Origin of the sequence: Streptosporangium sp. NPDC001681, from assembly GCF_040298085.1 — a bacterium.
Taxonomy (GTDB): domain Bacteria; phylum Actinomycetota; class Actinomycetes; order Streptosporangiales; family Streptosporangiaceae; genus Streptosporangium.
Map to the genome: position 1 here is coordinate 26,897 of NZ_JBEOZN010000005.1, position 17,957 is coordinate 44,853.

A 17,957-nucleotide genomic window follows, 5' to 3' on the forward strand; every position below is an offset into this window, starting at 1 on the left:
AGGGATGCAAGGAGCCCTGACGTTTTGGGCTGGACCAAAGCTGACACCGTGAGCGCGGGACGAGTACCCTACGAAATTGCATAACTTCGCGATATAGGTGGCTAAACAGGTGTAGAAAGCGGCACATGGCGCCTCAGCCATGACGCGTAGACGGGGGCGCGCCGCACCTCGGCCCAGTAGGTTTTGGTGACGGCCCGGACCAGTTCGTGCCCATAGCGGGCGACCGGCCCGTGCTCGGTCCACCCGATCATGTGCCGGAAGCGCAGCGGGGTCCCGGCGAGCGGCCGGATGGTGATCCCCGGGTGGCCCTTGCTGGTCGCCTGGAACATGCCGACGCACCGGCCCGAGGAGATGAGGTCGATGGCGAGGCTGAGGTCGGCGGAGTAGCCGACCTTCGGGGTGAAGCCCTGCTGGGCGCAGGCGGACCAGAAGTGCTCGCGATGTCCCGCCTCGGCCAGCGCGTGCATGACCCAGTCCTCGCCGGCGAGATCACGCAGCTCGATCTCCTCCTGCCGGGCGAGCAGGTGGGAGGCGGCCACCCCGACGAAGATCGGCTCGACGGCCACGCCCGCGTAGACCACTCCCGGGGGCGGGAGGAGCTCGTGTCCCGGATAGTCGCCGAGGGTGGCGAGCTCCAGGCGCTCGGACTCCAGGAGTCCGGGCAGCAGGTCCATCGCCTCCTCGGTGCGGACGGTGATGTCGGCACCGTCCAGCAATTCATTAAGGCATCCAATGACATTTATCGCTAAATGGCTGGACATACAGCCCAGGCGAATTCTGATCTTCTCCGGGGGCTGCTCGGCGTAGCGCATGCCGTCCCGCCGCAACTCGTCGAATGCCGGCAGCAGCGACCGCGCCCTGATCAGCACCCACGCGCCGAGATCGGTGGGCCGCGCCCCCTCCCGGCCTCGCTCGAACAGCGGTCCGCCGAACATCCGCTCGATGCGTCGCAACTGCGTGGCGAGCGCGGGCTGCGACATCTTGAGTGCGACGGCCGCTTTGGAAATGCTGCCCGAATCGGCGATCGCACAGATTGCTCGTAGGTGACGCACCTCTAGGTCCACGCCGGGAGTTTAATAGTAAAGAATCTTTCCGGTAAGACCCAAGTTTCGGGGAGACGGGTCCATGAGGTTCCCCCCGAGGTGAGGACACCCTTGACAATGGATCTTGTTCCATGGAGGGGAGTCTTCGGGTGACACGACCGTCGAAGTTCGGCGATGAGTTCAAGCGAGACGCGGTGAGGCTGGTCCGGACGACGGGACGGACCTGTGCCGATGTGGCGTGGGAACTCGGGATGAACCGCGAGACCTTGCGTACCTGGGTGCGAGAGGCCGAGAGCGAGGACGGCGAGTCGGGCGTGGGCCTGGCCACCGTCATCGACATCGGATCACGCCGGCTGATCGGCTGGTCGATCGCCGGCCATCTGCGTACCGAGCTGATCAGCGACGCCCTGACGGCGGCGGTGCGGGCCCGCGGCGGCCACACCACCGGTGTGATCTTCCATGCCGACCGCGGCTGTCAGTACACCTCGGCCGGCTTCGCCGCGCTGTGCGCCGCCAACGGCATCCGCCGATCGAGCGGAAGGGCCGGAACATGCCTGGACAACGCGCTCGCCGAGGCGTTCAACGCCACCCTCAAGCGTGAGCTGCTGCACGGCAAGGGCAAGCGTCGCTGGAGCGACGAGGCCGAAGCCCACACGGAGATCTTCCGCTGGATCGCTCGCTACAACCACCGCCGGCGGCACTCAGCGATCGGGAACCTACCTCCGGCCGTGTATGAAGATCGGCTTGCTGGGATGACCGCACTGGCTGCATGAAACCGGGTGTCCACACCCCCGGGGGAACGCCAGTGCGTGCTTGGACGATCAGGAAAACAACCCAGTCGCTGCCGCCGGGGCCACGCCGGCCAAGGGAGCCACTCCCTCGTAGGGATGCCGCCCATACCCGGCGGGGGCGCGCCACCGCCCCGGCTCTCGGCCTCGCGCTGACCGTGCTCGGCGCGCTCGGGCTGGCCGCCGCGCGCAGCCGCGTGTGGCACTTCGTGCTGTTCGTCGTGGTGCTGAGCCTGGGCTGAGGGCTGGTGATGGCGTCGCTGCCGCGCCTGGTCAACGGCGCGGTCCCGCCCGAGCACACGGCGGGAGCCAACGGGGTCAATACCGTCGCCCGTACGGTCGGCGGTGCCGGGGCAGCCAGGTGGCGGCGGCCGGAGTCGCGACGGCGGGACGGAGCACGCGCCGGCCGGGGCCGCACGGCTGCCCTGACCCCGGCCGTACGCGGAGGGGAGGCGGGTCAGAACCAGCGCGGGAGAGGCGGGAGCCGCCCGGCGTCGCTCGCGAGCCTGCGCGCCCCGCGCCCGATGAGCCACCGGACCACGTCGGGCAGCGCGCCGGAGACGACGGGGCCGCCGTCGCCGAGGACGACCGGTTCCCGGCCGGTCACGGCGAGGGTGAGATCGACCGTCTCCCCGCGCCGCCGCCACGCGCGCGACACGTCGTCCAGCAGCTCCGTGAGCAGGTCGGAAGGGAAGTCCCGCATGTCGGCGCCGCCGTCCAGGTCCACCGCGTGCACCCAGAGCTCTCGGACGCGCATCCAGGCGGTCTCGCGCGCGGGCACCGTCCGTCCCTGCGCGGTGCGCACCGCGGCGTCCCAGCCGGCGGCCGGGAGGTCGCGCCACTCCGCGTCGAGATGCGCCGCGGTGTGCGCGAACAGGCTCCGCAGCGCGTGCGCCGGCAGTGTGGCGCCCGTCTGGATCTCGGCGTCGCGGTGCTGAGGGGACGGGTACATCGGCGTCTCGACCCCGGTGCGGGCCCACTCCACGAGCCGGCCCAGCGCCCTCGCGTTGTAGCCGACGTGCGCGACGACGTGCCGGCGGGACCATCCGGGGAGCAGGCTCGGCGCGTCCAGCTCGGCGTCGGTCAGCGCGTCGAGCGCGCGCGCGAAGAAGGCGTAGCCGCGCCGCGCCCAGGTCAGCTCCCTGTCCGGAGCGCCGGAGCCGCCGGATGGCGCGCTCATCCCGGCACCGCCTCGCCCGCCGGGTCGGCGACGGTGACGTTGCGCAGCTCGCCGACGCCGTCCACGGATGTGCTTACGGTCTGGCCGGCACTGAGGTAGCGGCCGGGGGTACGGGCGTGGCCCACGCCCCCCGGCGTGCCGGTGGCGATGACGTCGCCCGGTTGGAGGGTGATGATCGTGGAGATGTAGCGCACCAGCTCGACGGGGCCGAAGACCAGGTCGTCGATGGGAGCGCGCTGCACCTCCTCGCCGTCGACGCGGGTGACGAGCGCCGCCCCGGCGGGAATCTCGTCGGCGGTGGCGAGGACCGGACCGAACGGGGTGCTGTCCTCCCACGTCTTGCCCTGCAGCCATTGCGGAGTGCGGTACTGGTAGTCCCGCATGGTGATGTCGTTGAGCACGGCGTAGCCAGCGATGGCCGCCGCCGCGTCCTCGGCGGAGGCGCGCCGCACCGGCCGCCCGATGATCAGGGCCAGCTCGCCCTCCCAGTCGACCTGGCGCGACTCCGCCGGAAGCCGGATCTCGTCGCGGGCGCCGACGAGGGCCTCGGGATACTTGGCGAACAGCGTCGGATACTCGGGCAGCTCGCGGCCCATCTCCAGGATGTGGGTGCGATAGTTCAGGCCGACGCACACGATCTTGCCGGGACGGGGTACCACCGGCGCGAGGTCGGCGGCGGCGAAGTCGTGCCGCGTGCCGTCGGCCGCGGCGGCCGCCTCCAGTGCGCCGGCGCGCAGCAGCTCCCCGACGTCGGTGAACCCCGTCTCCACGGCGGTCGTTCCGTCCACACGGACGGCGGCGGTGGTGTCGCCGAGGCGGATGGTGGCGAGTCTCATCGTCGCTCTCCCTCGCTGTGCACGCGGTCGAAGTGGAGACGCTCCATGATCGGAGCGTCCGAGAATCGGAACAGGTCGAACCGGGTCCGCGCCCGCAGGGACCACGGCACCCAGGAGGGGACCACGACCAGGTCGCCCGTGGCGAGGTCGTGCTCGACGCCCGCCAGGACCACCTGGCCCTCGCCCTCGAACACCTGGAACACGCTGGAGCCGACCTCGCGGAGGGTGCCCGTCTCCGTGCCGGGCCGCAGCCTGTGGAACTCCGCCCTGATGGTGGGCATGACGTCCCCGCCGGTGGTGGGGTTGACGTAGCGGACGGCGGCGTGGCCCGGCTCGACCGTCACCGGCCGGCTCTCGTCTTCCAGCAGGAGCTGCTCGCTCAGCGCCGCGTCGGTGTGCTCCCACCGGTACGCGGCGATCGGAGAGGAGGCCGTCCGCCGCAGGCCGGACAGCGGGCGCAGCCCGGGGTGGCACCACAGCCGTTCGCTGCGGGAGCGGTCGGGGGTGGCGTAGTCGGTGACCCGGTCCGCGCCGAACTCGAAGAAGCCGGCGTCGGCGTAGTGGGTGAACGGGATGTCCAGGCCGTCGATCCACGCCATCGGCCGGTCGGTCTGGTTGTGGTGGCCGTGGAAGTGCCATCCCGGCGTCAGTAGGAAGTCGCCGCGCGACATGCGGACCGGGTCGCCGTCCACGACGGTCCAGACCCCTGACCCCTCGACGACGAAGCGGAACGCGTTCTGCGTGTGCCGGTGCTCGGGCGCCGTCTCCTTCGGGCCCAGGTACTGGATGGCGGCCCACAGCGTGGGGCTGACGTACGGGCGGCCGGGAAGGCCCGGGTTGGCGAGCGCGATCGCCCGGCGCTCGCCTCCGCGCCCCACCGGCACCAGCTCTCCCGCTGCCTGCGCCAGCGGGTACAGCGTGGACCAGCGCCAGACGTGCGGCACGGCCTTGGGCCGGGGGTGCGGCGGCATGAGGTCGTCGATCTGGGTCCACAACGGCATGAGGTGCTCGGCTTCGAACCGCCGGTACAGCCGGCTGAGCTCCGGGTCCTCGTCTCGGGTCGTCTGGTCGGCGACCGGTCCGTGATCGACGGGCTGGTCGTGAGTGGTCATCGTCGGGCCTCCTGGCTGAAACGCTCGGCTGGCACGGGTACCCGGGTGCCGCGGGGAGCCGCGTCCTCGATGCGCGCGGCGGCTCCGTCTTCCAGGACCGTAGCGAAGGTATTCCGCAAAGCGCAAAGGTGTCCTACTATCTTTCTGTGCAGCAGAATGATCCGCCCTATCGCGTCGAGGCCGTGGACCGCGCGCTGACCCTGCTGACGCTCCTGGCCGAGCGCGGCCGGCTGAGCGTGACCGAGGCGGGGCGGAAGCTGGGCGTCGCGCCGTCCACGGCCCATCGCCTGCTCTCCACGCTGTGCCACCGGGAGTTCGCCATCCAGGGCGACAGGCGGATGTACCTGCCGGGCCCCGCTCTGCTCCGGTTGCGCACCGGGGACGTGCCGGCCCTGCCCGACCGGATGCGCCCCTTCCTCCAGACGCTCTTCGACGCGGTGGGCGAGACGGTCCACCTCATGGTGCGGATCGGCTCCGAGGTGCTCTTCGTGGACGGGATCGAAAGCACCAGGTCGCTGCGCGTGGGGCTGCGGGTAGAGGCGCGGATGCCCGCGTACCGCACCTCAGGAGGCAAAGCGATGCTCGCCGACCTCGAACCGGGCGAGGTCGACGCCCTGCACGCGGACGGGCTCGCCCCCGCCGCGGATGAGAAGGTCCCCGACCTGGCCGCCCTGCGTCGCGAGCTGGAGGCCGTCCGCCGCGATCACTTCGGATGCAACTACGACGAGAGCGAGCCCGGGGTGACCGCGATCGGCGCCTCGGTCGGCGTCATCGACGGCAACCACGCCGCACTCGTGGTCGCGCTGCCCACGGCGCGCGTCGCGAGCGGCGGCCTGGAGACGGTGGCCGCGGAGCTCCTGCGGATCTGCGACCGGGTCCGCCATGAGGTCGGCCGCGCGGGCGCGGAACGCCGGGAGCAGTCGTCGCCGTGGCACGCGGGCGGCGCCCGGTGAATACTCTGGAGAACGCTCACCCCACACGTAGGAAAACGCTGGTCAGCGTGGGAGGTCCCCCATGCCCGTGTCCCGCTCGACAGCCTCCGAGGAGCCCCTCCGGCAGCATGGCCGGCTCCGCACCGACGACGTTGCCCTCGCCCAGCAGGTCGTCGCCGAAGTCTACGAACCGCACACGCTGGAGCCGGTGAACGGCGCCGCCCTGGACGCGCGGCTCAACGCGGTCCAGAACGGCGGGCTGACCCTCGGCTACCTCACCTACGGCAGCGAGGTGCGGATCACCCTCCCGCCGAGCGATCGCTGGTACCACATCAACATCACCCTCGCCGGCGACAGCCGGGTCACCCGTGAGGGCGGGGAGAGGGGCACGACCACGGGGATGGGCGGCGCGGCCATCCTGCTGCCGCATCGCGCGCAGACCATCGACTGGGCCGCCGACACGGCGCAGTTCGCGTTGAAGATCCCGCGTGCCGACATCGAGGGCCACCTCGCCGCCCTGGTGCGCAAGCCGATCACCAAGCCCATCGAGTTCGACCTGGTGATGAACCTGCGCTCCAGCGCGGGCAGGGGGCTGCTGCGCTGCATCGAGTTCGTACGCGCCGAGTGGGACGAGGGCGGCATCCTCGCCCAGAACCCCGGGTCGCGCCGGCAGTTGGAGTCGATGATCCTGACGAACCTGCTGATGGCCGCCTCCGGGCCGCACCAGCAGTTGCTCCGGCAGACCGACAGCGCGCGGCCGGACGCGCTGCGCCGCGCGCTCGACTACATCCACGAGCACGCGCAGACCCTCCCGACGCTGACCGACCTGACCGAGGCGGCCGGGGTGAGCGCGCGGACGCTGCAGCTCCAGTTCCTGCACAACCTGGACTGCACCCCGTCGCACTACCTGCGGGACGTACGGCTGCGCGCGGCCCGGGAGGAGCTGCTGCACCCGCGCTCGGACACGGTGACGGTCGCCGACGTGGCCGCCGCGTGGGGCTTCTACAACCACGGCCGGTTCTCCTCGCTGTACCGGGCGATGTACGGCGAGTCGCCGTCGGAGACCCTGCGCAAAACGAGAGACGCCTGACGAACCGGGCCCGGGCGGGGACACGCGGCGTGCGCGCATCCTCACCCAGGCCCGGTTCGCCGGTTCCCGGCTCAGATGACCTGGACGATGTGCTTGTACTCCTGGAACTCCTCAAGCGCGCGGTCGCCGTTCAGCCGGCCGAGGCCGCTCTGCTTGTAGCCGCCCTCCTCGAACTGGTCGAGCACCACGGCCCACCCGTTCGTCCACACGGTCCCCGCGTCCAGGGCGTCGGCGACGCGTAGGCCGCGCGCGCCGTCGGCGGTCCACACCGACGCCGCGAGGCCATACTCGGTGGCGTTGGCCCTGCGCACGGCCTCCTCCTCCGTGGCGAAGGTCTCGAACGTGGCGACCGGGCCGAACAGCTCCTTCTGCACCAAGGGCGAGTCGGTGCCGGACACGCCGAACAGCGCCGGGCGGTAGTAGGCCCCGCGGGCGAGGCTCTCGTCCTCGGGCCGGCCGCCGGGCACGATGACCTCGGCGTCGCCGCGTGAGGCGTCGATCAGCTCCTCTAGCCGCCGCCTGCCGGCGAGGTCGATGAGCGGGCCCATCTGCGACCCCTCGGCGTCACCCGGGCCCACCCGCACCTGGGCGAGCGCCTCGGCGAGCCTGGCCCTGACCTCGTCCGCCACCGACTCCTGCACCAGGACCCGGCTCCCGGCCATGCAGAACTGGCCGCTGAACGTGGTGATCCCGGCCACGATCGTCGGCACGGCCGCGTCGAGATCCGCGTCGTCGAACACGATCATGGGGGTCTTGCCGCCCAGTTCGAGGGAGAGTCGCTTGAGCGTCGCCCCCGCGTCGGCCATGATCTGGCGGCCGATCGTCGTGCTGCCGGTGTAGCTCAGCGCGGCCACGTCGGGCGAGCTCACCAGCAGTTTGGCGCCGACGCTGCCCGACTCGTTGAACACGTTGAGCACACCGGGCGGCAGCGAGGGGCAGTCGGCCAGCAGCTCGGCGAGCCGCGTGTTGACCAGGGCGGTCTGCGCGGCCATCTTCATGACGACCGTGCAGCCCGCGGCCAGCGCGGGGGCGAACGAGCGGACGGCGAGGACCACAGGCGAGTTCCACGGCACGATCACGCCCGCGACGCCGACCGGCTCGGCCAGCAGCATCGAGTACACCCCGGGACGGGCCCGGCCGCCGCGGCCGGAGGAGGTGAGGGCCTGCGCCGCGTAGTAGCGCAGCTTCGACGGCGTCAGGCTGAGCTCGAAGTGGGCCTCCGGCAGGATCTTGCCGTTCTCGCGGGCGAGCAGCAGGGCGAGCTCGTCCGCGGCGGCCTCGATGCGGTCCGCCATCTCGTTGAGGACCCGGGCGCGCAACTGGCGGTCCGTCCGCCAGGGGTGGGTGGCGAAGGTGTGCTTCGCCACCCGGATCGCATCCCGCACCTGGGCCTCGTCCGCCTCGTAGTAGGCGCCGAGCGGCTCCCCGTCGGCGGGCGAGTGCGACACTCCGGTCGTGCTCGACGCCACCCATTCCCCGCCGACGTAGTTCCGGGCCGGGGCCGCCGCGTCGCGGACCGGCACGCGTTCTGTGACCTTACTCGTCATGGTTCCTTCTCCTTGCGTCGTCAGAGTCTCAGGGCTTTCCCGCGATCCCGCGCGGGCTACGGGGCCGGTACGGCGGCCGCGGCCGGGGGCGGCCCGCCGCGGCGGGCGGCCAGCGGAGCCGGGCCGAACGGCCGGCCGCCCAGGCGTTCGGCGAGCACCACCACCTCGTCGGCCAGCTCGGCCAGCTCGCCGAGGACGTCGGCCGGGACCTCCTCCGCGGCGAACACGCGGTCCACGAAGAAGGCGCCGTTGGGCGCGGTGAGGGCGCCGAACCAGGTGAGGATGTCGCGCAGGTGCCGCTCGGCCCCGAGGCAGTGGTGTGGAGCCGCCGCCACGGTGAGGACGGCCGTCGGCGTGGACCGCAGCGCCTCGACCGGCAGCGTGTCGAGCAGCAGCTTCAGCGTGCCGGTGATCGACCCGCGGAAGACCGGAGAGGCGATCACGACGGCGTCCGCGCCGGCGACCTTCTCCACGGCGTCCCCGGGCCACGTCGCCGTCACCAGGTCGATCGCCTCGGCCGGCGCGATCCGCTCCACCTCCCAGCCGGGATGGCGGTCGCGTACACCGGTCTCCAGCAGCCCGAGCGCGCGGGCCAGCTTGCCGGGAGGAGTCGGGCTCCCGTAGATCGTCACGAGTTTCACGTCGACACGGCCTCCTTCACGTCGTAGTCGACGAACTTTCCGCGGAAGAACAGCAGCGGGTGTTCGGCCTGGCCGACGCCCAGCTCGCCGACCGACGCCACGGCGATCGTATGGTCGCCCGCGTCGATCTCCTCGACCACGCGGCACTCCAGCCAGGCGAGTGTGCCGTCGATGAGGGGGAGCCCGGCCGGCGAGGGCCGCCAGCCGACTCCGGCGAACCGGTCGACGCCGGTCAGCGCGAAACGTCGGCCGATCTCCCGCTGCTCGGCGCCCAGCACGTTGATCGCCAGCCGGCCGGATCGCCTGATCCTCGGCCACGTGGTGGACGTCTTCTGCGGGCACAGCAACACCTGGGGCGGTTGCAGAGAGAGCGCGGAGAACGCCTGGCAGGTGAACCCGACGGGTTCGCCCCCGTCGAGCGCGGTGACCACGGTGACCCCGGTGCAGAAGCGGCCGAGGACGGTCTTGTACTGATGCGCATCGGTGCTGGTCGGCTCGTTCATGCCGCCCCGCCTCCCCGGTTTCCCGCCGCCTCAGTTCCGCAGCCCGGCCTCCTTCATCAGGGGCAGGATCCGCTCGCCGAAGTACTGCAGCTCCTCGACGTAGTCGAGGAAGCCGACCATCATGCCGTTGACGCCGGCCTTCGACAGCTCGACCATCTGCTCGACGACCTGCTCGGGCGTTCCGATCAGCGGATAGCCGCCGTAGCCGAGGATGAAGCGCTCCTGCAGGAGCTTGACCTTGTCGAACGACCCGCTCTCGGCGCCGAGGCCGCCGGACACCATTCGGGCGACCTCCCAGTCGCCCCTGTCGAGGATGTGGGAGAGGAAGGCCTTCGTCTCCTTCTCGGTGTCCCGGCAGATGATGTTGCCGTAGCCGAGGATCCCCATGTCCCGGCCGTGCCTGTGGGCGATGGAGCGGACCCGCGCCGCGGTGGCCCTGGCCTCCTCCGGGTCGGCGAAGGCGATGAAGTTGAAGTCGCACTCGCGCGCGCAGAACTCCAGCCCGGCCGGGGAGTTCCCCGCGTTGACCAGCACGGGGTACGGCTTCTGGATCGGCTTGGGGTCGGAGTAGGCGTCCTTGATCTCGAAGAACTCGCCGGCGAAGTCGACGGCGGCGTCCTCGGTCCACATGCGCTTGACGATCTCGATCCATTCGGAGCCGTACCGGTAGCGGGCGTCGTGCTCCCGCTGGGTGCCGCCGAACATCTCCATCTCGGCCTTGTACCAGCCCATGGTCATGTTCAGGCCGAAGCGGCCGTTGGAGATGTGGTCGACGGTGACCGACTCCTTCGCCGCGACGATGGGGTGCTTGGTCGGGACGTGCGTGGTGGAGAAGACCATGATGTTCTCGGTCGCCTGCGCCAGGCCCGCCGCCCAGGTGTGGGTCTCGAAGTTCGAGCCGTTGAAGTTGGTCTCCCCTCCCATCCCGCGGTACCTGGCGACCGGGAGCATCGCCTCGAAGCCGAGCCGGTCGGCGATCTGGGCGATCCGCTGGGTGTGCTGCCAGGTCAGCTCGTAGGACGTCTCGGCGTGGGTTGCCATCAGCCCGTGGCTGCAGTTCGCGCCGAAGATGCCCAGCTTCATGACGTTGTCGTTGAACATGGCGACGCCGCTGGCGCGGCGGGCCTCCAGCAGCTCCTCGTACGACGGCGCGGGGGCGGTGGCGGTGGTGTTCACGGTGATCTCCTGCATGATCGGCGAAGACGCCATCCGAGACGGCCTCGCAATCGGGTGTGGCGGCAATGTAGGCGCGCGCCCGGAGCGGCGACTATGCGCAAAACGCACGGCCGCGGGCCGCCAAACGAAGGCCGCATCGGCGCGGGCAGCCGAAAGCCGTGATCACATCTCGCGTGATCACGGCCCGTCCGCCGCCCCTGGGGTACTTAAACAGTGCGCGCCGCGGACGATCGCCGAGGTCGCCAGAGAGTTCGGCGTCCACGACACCACGCTCGGCAATTGGGTGAACACCTACAAGCGAACACGCGCGGAAGAAGAACCACACTCCCTCAGCGGCCCCGAGCGCGCCCGGCTGCGCGAACTTGAGCGAGAAAACTCCGAACTCCGCGAGAAGCTTTCCTTTCTGAAAAAAGCCGCAGCCTTCTTCGCGGCCGAGAACAATCGGTGACCGCGAAGTTCGAGTTGATCGACGCGGAGAAGGCCAACCATAAGATTGTGAAAATGTGCGACTGGCTGGAGGTGTCCCGCTCGGGGTGTTACGAGTGGCGCGACCGGCCCGCCTCGGCGACCGCGCAGCGTCGCGACCTGCTCCAGGACCTGATCGCGGGCATCTTCTACGAGCACGAGGAGGTGTACGGCTACCGGCGCGTCCACGCCGAGTTGCTGCGCCGCGGTGAGCACTGTTCGGCTGAGCTGGTGCGGGTGCTGATGCGCGAGCTGGGCCTGCTGCCGGCGCAGGTGCGGCCCTTCACGCCGAAGCTCACCGAGCAGGGCGCTTTCCGGGGCATCCCTGACCTGGTCAGACGCGATTTCACCGCCGTCCGGCCCGGCGTCAAGCTGGTGGGCGACATCACGTACATTCCGACCTGGGAGGGGTTTTGCTACCTGGCCACGGTGATCGACTGCTACAGCAAGGCCGTGGTGGGATGGGCGATGGCCGATCACTACCGCACCGAGTTGATCACCGAGGTGATCGAGAACGCGGTACAGACCTTCAGCATTAAAAAGGACGCGATCTTCCACTCCGATAGAGGGTCGAACTACACGTCCGATGAATTTGGCACCGTGCTGAAGAGGCTGGATATTCGGAGGTCCGTTGGCCGTACCGGCATATGTTACGATAACGCCATGGCCGAATCATTCTTTTCGGCGTTGAAGAACGAATGGCTGAAACGGTACGTTTCCACCAGTCGAGTGAAGGCTCGCCGAGCTGTGATTCGTTATATCGAGGGCTTCTACAATCGGCGCCGACTTCATTCATCTGTTGGTTACCGGACGCCGTTCGAAGTCCTCGACGAGTACACAGCGCTTCAGTCGGTTGCGTAGTTCGCAGCCGCAGATTCCGCTGTCCGAAATGATCTCAGCCCCTCAGTGTGAGGCGGTCTGCCTGCGCTGTCAACGGTCGCGGAGAAGGCGGCGCAGGCAGACCGCACGTGCTCAGGCGGCGAGTTCGCTGTGCAGTTGGTCGCGGAACTGGCGGACCATGATGCTGCTGCTGTACGGGTCCAACTCGTCGGCGAACTTCTGGAGACGCTCCACCGAGCGAGTAGAGTTCAGCGCCTTCGCCGCCGGGATCGAGGCCCGGGCGCAATCGATGGCCCGCTCCAGCTCGCCCATTCCCAGATATGCCCCGGCGGCGCTTACCTGGTTGATCTGGGCGGATCGGGGGAGGCGTCCACTGAACGCGGTCACTGCCGCCTCCGCACGAACCGCCGCCTTTCCATACTCGCCGAGAAGCCGCCAACAACTGCCTGCCTGAGCGCTCAGCTCCGCCGCGTCATACTCGGCGATCCATTCCGGATCGCGATCTGCAGGCCCCTGGGCAGAGGCACTTTCGGCCTCGGCCAGCAGTCGTTGGATCTGCTTCGCGCTGTGCTTGTCGTGGCTCTCGGCCGGATTGGTCCGCAAAGCCAGCGCCTTGGCCTCTCTGGTCAGCACCAGCGCCATCACACGCGGAGGTGCCTGCGCCCGGCGGGCGGTATCCGTCGCGGCTCGCGCGAGCCAGGCCGCCCAAGTGGCCTGCTCCAGATGAGTCGCCTGGTGGGTCATCATCGCCAGTACCCAGACGCCGGTGAGTGGGTCGTCTCCCGTCTTGGCCAACCGCAGCGCCTGACCGTAGTGCTGCTGCGCCTGACCGTGGAGGTTCATGTCGAAGGACGTCCAGCCCGCCATCAGGGCCATCCCTGCCGCCGCCGACATCAACGCCGATCCCACCCGGTCGTCACAGCGCCCCCGCAGCAGCGGCGTCACCGATTTATTCAGGTAGCCCGCGACCACAGGGCGGAGCAGGCCGGCTCCGAATTGGCCGTCCAGCCGACTGAACGTCCTGCGGGCCTCGTTGATCTGCTCCACATCGGCCATGCCCACCCTGGCATTGGTCCCCCGCTGCGCGACCGACACCGGCGGCACCCCGTAGTTCCAGGCCATCAGCCACTCCCCCAGCACCGCCGGAACGAAAGGCAGCGAAGCCAGCAGGTGGCGCCGGGTCTCATCCATCTCGTACCTCCACAGCAGCGCGGCCGACCTCACGGTAGCCGCGGTCGAGGTGTCGCCGTACTCCGTGATGGGCCACGAAGAGGTCTCCCCGAAGCTCCACCCGTCTATCCACCGCTCCACCTCGATCGGGCTCACCTCGAACAACTCCGCCAGCCGACGCCGCGAACCGGCCCGCACCCCCTGCCCTCCCCGCTCCCAGCGTGACCAGGTCGTCGAGGCCACCCCCGCCTTCTCCGCCGCCGCCTTCTGGCTCAGCCCCCGCTGCCGACGCGCCCTGGCCAACTCCAACCGAGGCGCCCCGTAGCCCTCGCCTTCCTTCTTCCCCACAACCCCTCCCCTTTGGGTAATCGAATGGCTACCTATTGTGATGCGCGAAGGACGCCACGCACCACCCCACCTCCGGAAACGACCACCAAACGACCACCTCCAGCAGCCCCTTCGACCTGCCGCTATTCGCCGAGAACGGCCGCGGCCAGCTACCGGCCCGGCTCCACGAGTGGACCGAACACCGCCCACCCGTGGAACGACGGACTCCAGCCGAGAACAGCCGAACACCCCTCCCCCAGCACTGGTCGACGAGTGCCGGATACAACACTCGGAGATGTTCCAAGAGCAGCGGAAACGTCCGGGCGGTGTGTGCTAAAAAGGCGCGTCGGCCCAGCTCATTGGGGATTGCCGAGAGATCGGCGAGCCCGGGTGAGCGGGCGGGCCAGAACGACAGACCGTGCCACGGCGCCCAGAGCCGGTCACCCGGAAAAAGAAAGACGGCCCCGAGTCGGTGCTACCAACACCGTCCCAGGGCCTTGATCAATTCACCCTGCAACACCAGGAGAAAGATCCGTGCTCGACTGTACCCGCGCGCCCGCGCCCGTATCAAACATCCTCTGCCGCCAGACGATCGTCTCCTCAGTCTCGGAGGGCGGGCGATGAGCATCCGGCAGGCAAAACCGCCCTGCGACCGGTTCACCCGGATATCCAACCTTTGGCTCCGTGACCTGCGGCTGTCGTGGAAGGCACGCGGCATGCTGGCCTGGCTGACCTCGCACGCGACCGGCTTCCGGGTCTCGGAGAAGACCATCGTCTGCGCCGCCCCGGACGGCCGGGACGCGGCCCGGACCGCCATCGGGGAACTGGAGGCGTACGGCTACCTGGTGCGCGAGCGCCAACGGGGCCGCGACGGCAGGCTCGGCGCCGTCACCTACATCATCTGCGACCCCTGGTCGCCGCAACTCACCGCCGACGAGCCCGCGCCGGAAAACCCATCGTTGGCCCCGACCAGCACGGACACCGTGAAACCCCAGGTCGCGGCCTACGCCGGGAAAACCAACGCAGGAAAACCCACCCGTATAAGAAGAGCAGCAAAGCAAGAAGACCAGAACCCCGAGAAGATCAGCGAAAACCCACCTCTTCTCGCCGTAGGCGAGCCTGCGGACCGTAAGAGGCCGGGCGCCGCGCCGACGCCTGCGGCGAATCCGGAAGAGTTGTCCCGGATGGCCGCCGAGCTGCTCGGCAGGCTGCCCGACCACTACCGCCGCGCCCCGGCCTGGCTACGCTCCCGGCTGCTGAAAAGGATCTCCGAGGCTCTTCCTCGGCACTCCTCGCCGGCCATCGCCGACTACTGCGCCAAGTTCGTCGGTGATCCGGCCTTCGGCGACTACGAGCATCTGCGCCGGTTCGACGACGTGCTCAGAAAGCTGGCCGCCGACATCGCCGACGGCACCGCCTGCCCCGGCTGCGGACACGACCCCCGGCATCCGTTCTGCGACGCGCAGGTGGGAGATACCGTCCCCCGGCCAAGCCCCGGGGCCCCCGCATCCGTTCCGCGAGGCGAAAGCGGCGGATACGCAGACCCCACCCGGTTGGGGCCTTCTGCCCCACCTGTCCTCGGAGCCCCTGGCAAGTGCGGAAGCGGAAGAACCCCTGGCGCCGAGTTGTCCGCTCCGAAGCGACTTATCCGAGAGACGAAAATTCAAAATTAACTAAAGGTAGCAAATCAATCATAAGTGGCCTATGCAATAATTTACATGGATGTCAACACTTGAAAAATTTGGTAGTCATAGTTCATGATCAACCAAGAGGGAGCAGAGAATGACAAGAAAAGAGGGCCTCCTCGTCGACCACCACAGGAAAGGCGAAAATGATTATCGGTAAATGGCGACTCATTATCGTCGCCACACTTTCCACCATCGTGACCACGATAGCTGTAACCGTGGCACCGGCATCAGTCATGGCCAACCCCTGGCCATTCGACGGATGGTACCCGGACAAGAGCACACACAGCTGGTGTTATCACAGCACGGCAGGGTCGACGCTCAGGAGCTACATCCCAGGGGCGATGAACTACCTATACAACTCCACCACCATACCCGGCATCCCTCAGCACGCTACATGCGATACACAGAATTCAAATCAAGACGGCGATCCTGCAACCGATGTCGTATGGAAACAAGGGAACCTGAACGGACAGTTCGGCACCGCCCCCTGCTTCGTAGAGACAGCGTCCAACAGCACTCACTGTGACCAGAGGCAGATCACCATAGGCGTTAACAATATTGAAAGCTCAGAGTATCCGCACCATCAATACATTAAGACAGTATGCCATGAACTAGGGCACACTGCGGGCTTCGATCATTATGCTGGATTCGCCAGCCCTCCCGCCATTCCACCAGGAGGCGTACTGGACTGTATGGTGAGCGGAAATGTCTCATACGCCGACGATCCCGCCGGTTCATGGACGTGGCAATACAACAGTCATCACCTCAGTCATGCGAACTCTTGGTGGCCCTAAAACAGAAAGGAGCCCGTCGATGAAGCGGCCTATCGCTTCTCTCACCCTTGTTTCGGCTCTTGCCCTGAGCGGGTGCACAGACGGTGAGACATTCGGCACCCCTGCTACGGCCCAGATTTCCCAAGGGAATCACAAAGCGCTCGACGTCTCGATTCTCCGGATCGCGGAATCCGACTTCCAGGCCCTGCCCTCACCGGAGGCGCTGGCGAAGGTCCAGCCGATCGTCGCCGCAGGCGTGGTCGACGGCTGGCAGGAAGGTCCGGCTCTGGCCACCTATCCAAACGGGCCGCTCGAACATCGTGTCATCCTCAGGATCAAGGTCACCCAACCCTTGAAAGGGATCAAAGAGAGGAAGACAGACAGCGATTCAATGATATTTGTTGAGCTGTTCCGAGGAGCCGTGATCCGAGACGATTCAAAGAAACCCGAGGAGTGGGTCCCCAAGAAGTCTATGGAAGACTTCGAGAAATCCATCCCCACCGGCACCAAGGCCATGGTGTTCGCAGCCGATCACATTCCCTACGAAGGGGAAGTCGTAAAGCCTGGAGCCGCCGTTTCCGCCGATGCGATTCTCACCACTCCTCCGCCCCAGGGCCTCGTATTCGAAGATCAGACACTTGTCCAGCAGAAAAGTTCGGGTGGCCAGACTCTCGTGGGCGGAATCGAACCGCTGGACGTCGCGGGCACTCGCTCGGGGTGGGCGGAGCCCAAAAGCATGGACGACCTGATCGCACGCCTCAAAGGCCATGGTTTTTCAGGGTGAGTTCAATGTGACACGATCTGTCCATTGAGCCGGACGGGCAGATGAACCGCCCACGTTGGTCCTGCTCATGCAAGCCGTCATGGCGAGCGATGACCCCGCTCGCCGTGACGGCTTCGATTTTTTGACCGGTGGCGTGCCCATGAAGGACTTCGCACAAGACGACGCGACCAGCGGCGAAGACATCGGCAGGAGCAGCGACCCCTTCCTGCCTATATGCGGAGCTGACGGGTCCGGACGCGCAGGTCGTACGGGAGGCCCACCGAACGGATGCGAAGTTCGCCATGACACCGAGGACCCCAAGAAACGACCAGGCGCCGACCATGGCGGCCACGATCTTTGGCCGTTGTACCAAACGAGGGCGGGACGGATTCCACCTCCCGCCCTCTGTCGTGTTCGCTACCGCTCACGGTCATCGGAAACGAACGGAGCGCGCTCATGCGGCCATTTGGTGGCATCCCCCTGGGCACTGACGGCCACCCCACCAAAGACCCGGCCTTCTCGGCGGACCACGGATACAGCGGTGGAGACCTCCGCGCGCTGGTGAAGGTTCTGCGGCCCGGCTCCGCCTCGCGCCGTGCCCGAGCCGTCGTCCGGGAGGTGCTCCAGGACTCGGGCCTGCCCGATGACGACATCGACTCCGCCGAACTCATCGTGGCCGAGCTGGCCGCCAACGCCGAAAAACACGCCCGCCCGCCGTTCGAACTACGGATCTACCACCTGGACGGCACCCCCACCTGGTGCGAGATCGTCGACGGCGACCCCGACCCGCACGAGATCGTCATCATCCTCAACCTGCTGAACTCGGTACAGGAGATTGGCCTGCCGCTACTCGCCGAGAACGGCCGCGGCTTGCTGCTGGCCCACCGGCTCTCACACGGTCACTGCCACGTCTACGCCACCACGACCTACACCACCGCCGCCCCCGGCAAGGCCGTCGCCTTCGCCCTGCCCACACCATCGGGCACCCGCCTGACCTTCCCACCCCTCCCCGACCTGGCCCGACTCCGCGAGTGGACCCAACACCACCCGACTCCAGCCGAGACCGGTTGAACACCGTTCGCT

Annotated in this window: 18 protein-coding genes; 9 read left to right on the forward strand and 9 right to left on the reverse strand. The window is 68.3% G+C overall.

Annotation, left to right across the window (positions count from 1 at the left end):
• Nucleotides 1-101 precede the first annotated feature (101 nt).
• Entirely contained in the window at nt 102-1,064 is a 963-nt protein-coding gene (locus ABT130_RS03290; RefSeq protein WP_350952425.1) for a LysR family transcriptional regulator, read from the reverse strand.
• A 128-nt stretch (nt 1,065-1,192) separates the two neighbouring features.
• On the opposite strand from ABT130_RS03290, the gene ABT130_RS03295 reads away from it, so the two are divergent.
• Together ABT130_RS03295 and ABT130_RS03300 are read left to right on the forward strand one after the other, a co-directional pair.
• Nucleotides 1,193-1,816, forward strand: a complete 624-nt coding sequence (locus ABT130_RS03295; RefSeq protein WP_350952427.1) for an IS3 family transposase — start codon at nt 1,193-1,195, stop codon at nt 1,814-1,816.
• 32 nt (nt 1,817-1,848) lie between these two features.
• Complete coding sequence (locus tag ABT130_RS03300) at nt 1,849-2,073, forward strand: hypothetical protein (RefSeq protein WP_350952429.1); 225 nt, start codon at nt 1,849-1,851, stop codon at nt 2,071-2,073.
• A gap of 215 nt (nt 2,074-2,288) precedes the next feature.
• Here ABT130_RS03300 and ABT130_RS03305 read toward each other — a convergent pair whose 3' ends face one another.
• From ABT130_RS03305 to ABT130_RS03315, 3 genes are read right to left on the reverse strand one after another with little or no spacing between them, the layout of a single operon-like run.
• Complete coding sequence (locus ABT130_RS03305) at nt 2,289-3,011, reverse strand: maleylpyruvate isomerase family mycothiol-dependent enzyme (RefSeq protein ID WP_350952431.1); 723 nt, start codon at nt 3,009-3,011, stop codon at nt 2,289-2,291.
• On the reverse strand, nt 3,008-3,847 hold the full coding sequence (locus tag ABT130_RS03310; RefSeq protein WP_350952433.1) for a fumarylacetoacetate hydrolase family protein: 840 nt from the start codon (nt 3,845-3,847) through the stop codon (nt 3,008-3,010). Before ABT130_RS03310 ends, ABT130_RS03305 begins: the two co-directional genes overlap by 4 nt.
• Nucleotides 3,844-4,959, reverse strand: a complete 1,116-nt coding sequence (locus tag ABT130_RS03315) for a cupin domain-containing protein (RefSeq protein WP_350952435.1) — start codon at nt 4,957-4,959, stop codon at nt 3,844-3,846. Before ABT130_RS03315 ends, ABT130_RS03310 begins: the two co-directional genes overlap by 4 nt.
• A gap of 146 nt (nt 4,960-5,105) precedes the next feature.
• Here ABT130_RS03315 and ABT130_RS03320 point away from each other — a divergent pair, with 146 nt between their 5' ends.
• Nucleotides 5,106-5,912 (forward strand): IclR family transcriptional regulator, encoded by an 807-nt coding sequence (locus ABT130_RS03320; RefSeq protein ID WP_350952437.1) that lies wholly within the window; start codon nt 5,106-5,108, stop codon nt 5,910-5,912.
• A 61-nt stretch (nt 5,913-5,973) separates the two neighbouring features.
• Nucleotides 5,974-6,981: an AraC family transcriptional regulator gene (locus ABT130_RS03325; RefSeq protein WP_350952439.1), complete on the forward strand. Its 1,008-nt coding sequence runs from the start codon at nt 5,974-5,976 to the stop codon at nt 6,979-6,981.
• Between the two features lie 71 nt (nt 6,982-7,052).
• Here ABT130_RS03325 and ABT130_RS03330 read toward each other — a convergent pair whose 3' ends face one another.
• Genes ABT130_RS03330 through ABT130_RS03345 form a run of 4 tightly spaced genes read right to left on the reverse strand, consistent with a single transcriptional unit; the run spans nt 7,053 to nt 10,848 of the window.
• Nucleotides 7,053-8,528: an aldehyde dehydrogenase family protein gene (locus tag ABT130_RS03330; RefSeq protein WP_350952441.1), complete on the reverse strand. Its 1,476-nt coding sequence runs from the start codon at nt 8,526-8,528 to the stop codon at nt 7,053-7,055.
• Nucleotides 8,529-8,584: 56 nt separating this feature from the next.
• Nucleotides 8,585-9,169, reverse strand: coding sequence for an NADPH-dependent FMN reductase (locus ABT130_RS03335; protein WP_350952443.1), 585 nt, complete (start codon nt 9,167-9,169; stop codon nt 8,585-8,587).
• A complete protein-coding gene (locus tag ABT130_RS03340) occupies nt 9,166-9,672 on the reverse strand; it encodes a flavin reductase family protein (protein ID WP_350952445.1) in 507 nt (168 codons plus the stop codon). Before ABT130_RS03340 ends, ABT130_RS03335 begins: the two co-directional genes overlap by 4 nt.
• A 30-nt stretch (nt 9,673-9,702) precedes the next feature.
• Entirely contained in the window at nt 9,703-10,848 is a 1,146-nt protein-coding gene (locus tag ABT130_RS03345; RefSeq protein WP_350952447.1) for an LLM class flavin-dependent oxidoreductase, read from the reverse strand.
• Here ABT130_RS03345 and ABT130_RS03350 point away from each other — a divergent pair.
• Both ABT130_RS03350 and ABT130_RS03355 read left to right on the forward strand, forming a co-directional pair.
• The gene (locus ABT130_RS03350; RefSeq protein ID WP_350952449.1) at nt 10,841-11,296 is read left to right on the forward strand and encodes a transposase; all 456 of its coding nucleotides are present in this window, start codon (nt 10,841-10,843) and stop codon (nt 11,294-11,296) included. The genes ABT130_RS03345 and ABT130_RS03350 overlap by 8 nt on opposite strands.
• A complete protein-coding gene (locus ABT130_RS03355) occupies nt 11,293-12,174 on the forward strand; it encodes an IS3 family transposase (protein WP_350952451.1) in 882 nt (293 codons plus the stop codon). Before ABT130_RS03350 ends, ABT130_RS03355 begins: the two co-directional genes overlap by 4 nt.
• A 111-nt stretch (nt 12,175-12,285) precedes the next feature.
• Here the strand turns inward: ABT130_RS03355 and ABT130_RS03360 are convergent, their stop codons facing one another.
• Nucleotides 12,286-13,899, reverse strand: a complete 1,614-nt coding sequence (locus tag ABT130_RS03360; RefSeq protein ID WP_502992064.1) for a helix-turn-helix domain-containing protein — start codon at nt 13,897-13,899, stop codon at nt 12,286-12,288.
• Between the two features lie 371 nt (nt 13,900-14,270).
• On the opposite strand from ABT130_RS03360, the gene ABT130_RS03370 reads away from it, so the two are divergent.
• The 3 genes from ABT130_RS03370 (at nt 14,271) to ABT130_RS03380 (ending at nt 17,945) form a co-directional block, all read left to right on the forward strand.
• Entirely contained in the window at nt 14,271-15,323 is a 1,053-nt protein-coding gene (locus ABT130_RS03370) for a hypothetical protein (RefSeq protein WP_350952452.1), read from the forward strand.
• Between the two features lie 828 nt (nt 15,324-16,151).
• Complete coding sequence (locus tag ABT130_RS03375) at nt 16,152-16,895, forward strand: hypothetical protein (protein ID WP_350952453.1); 744 nt, start codon at nt 16,152-16,154, stop codon at nt 16,893-16,895.
• 435 nt (nt 16,896-17,330) lie between these two features.
• The gene (locus ABT130_RS03380) at nt 17,331-17,945 is read left to right on the forward strand and encodes an ATP-binding protein (protein ID WP_350952455.1); all 615 of its coding nucleotides are present in this window, start codon (nt 17,331-17,333) and stop codon (nt 17,943-17,945) included.
• Nucleotides 17,946-17,957: the final 12 nt, after the last annotated feature.

Excerpts from the sequence above, each read along its gene's own strand:
- ABT130_RS03305 (WP_350952431.1), bottom strand. The coding sequence starts at position 3,011 with ATGAGCGCGCCATCCGGCGGCTCCGGCGCTCCGGACAGGGAGCTGACC.
- ABT130_RS03340 (WP_350952445.1), bottom strand. The coding sequence starts at position 9,672 with ATGAACGAGCCGACCAGCACCGATGCGCATCAGTACAAGACCGTCCTC.
- ABT130_RS03325 (WP_350952439.1), top strand. The coding sequence starts at position 5,974 with ATGCCCGTGTCCCGCTCGACAGCCTCCGAGGAGCCCCTCCGGCAGCAT.
- ABT130_RS03380 (WP_350952455.1), top strand. The coding sequence starts at position 17,331 with ATGCGGCCATTTGGTGGCATCCCCCTGGGCACTGACGGCCACCCCACC.
- ABT130_RS03310 (WP_350952433.1), bottom strand. The coding sequence starts at position 3,847 with ATGAGACTCGCCACCATCCGCCTCGGCGACACCACCGCCGCCGTCCGT.
- ABT130_RS03330 (WP_350952441.1), bottom strand. The coding sequence starts at position 8,528 with ATGACGAGTAAGGTCACAGAACGCGTGCCGGTCCGCGACGCGGCGGCC.
- ABT130_RS03370 (WP_350952452.1), top strand. The coding sequence starts at position 14,271 with ATGAGCATCCGGCAGGCAAAACCGCCCTGCGACCGGTTCACCCGGATA.
- ABT130_RS03315 (WP_350952435.1), bottom strand. The coding sequence starts at position 4,959 with ATGACCACTCACGACCAGCCCGTCGATCACGGACCGGTCGCCGACCAG.
- ABT130_RS03375 (WP_350952453.1), top strand. The coding sequence starts at position 16,152 with ATGAAGCGGCCTATCGCTTCTCTCACCCTTGTTTCGGCTCTTGCCCTG.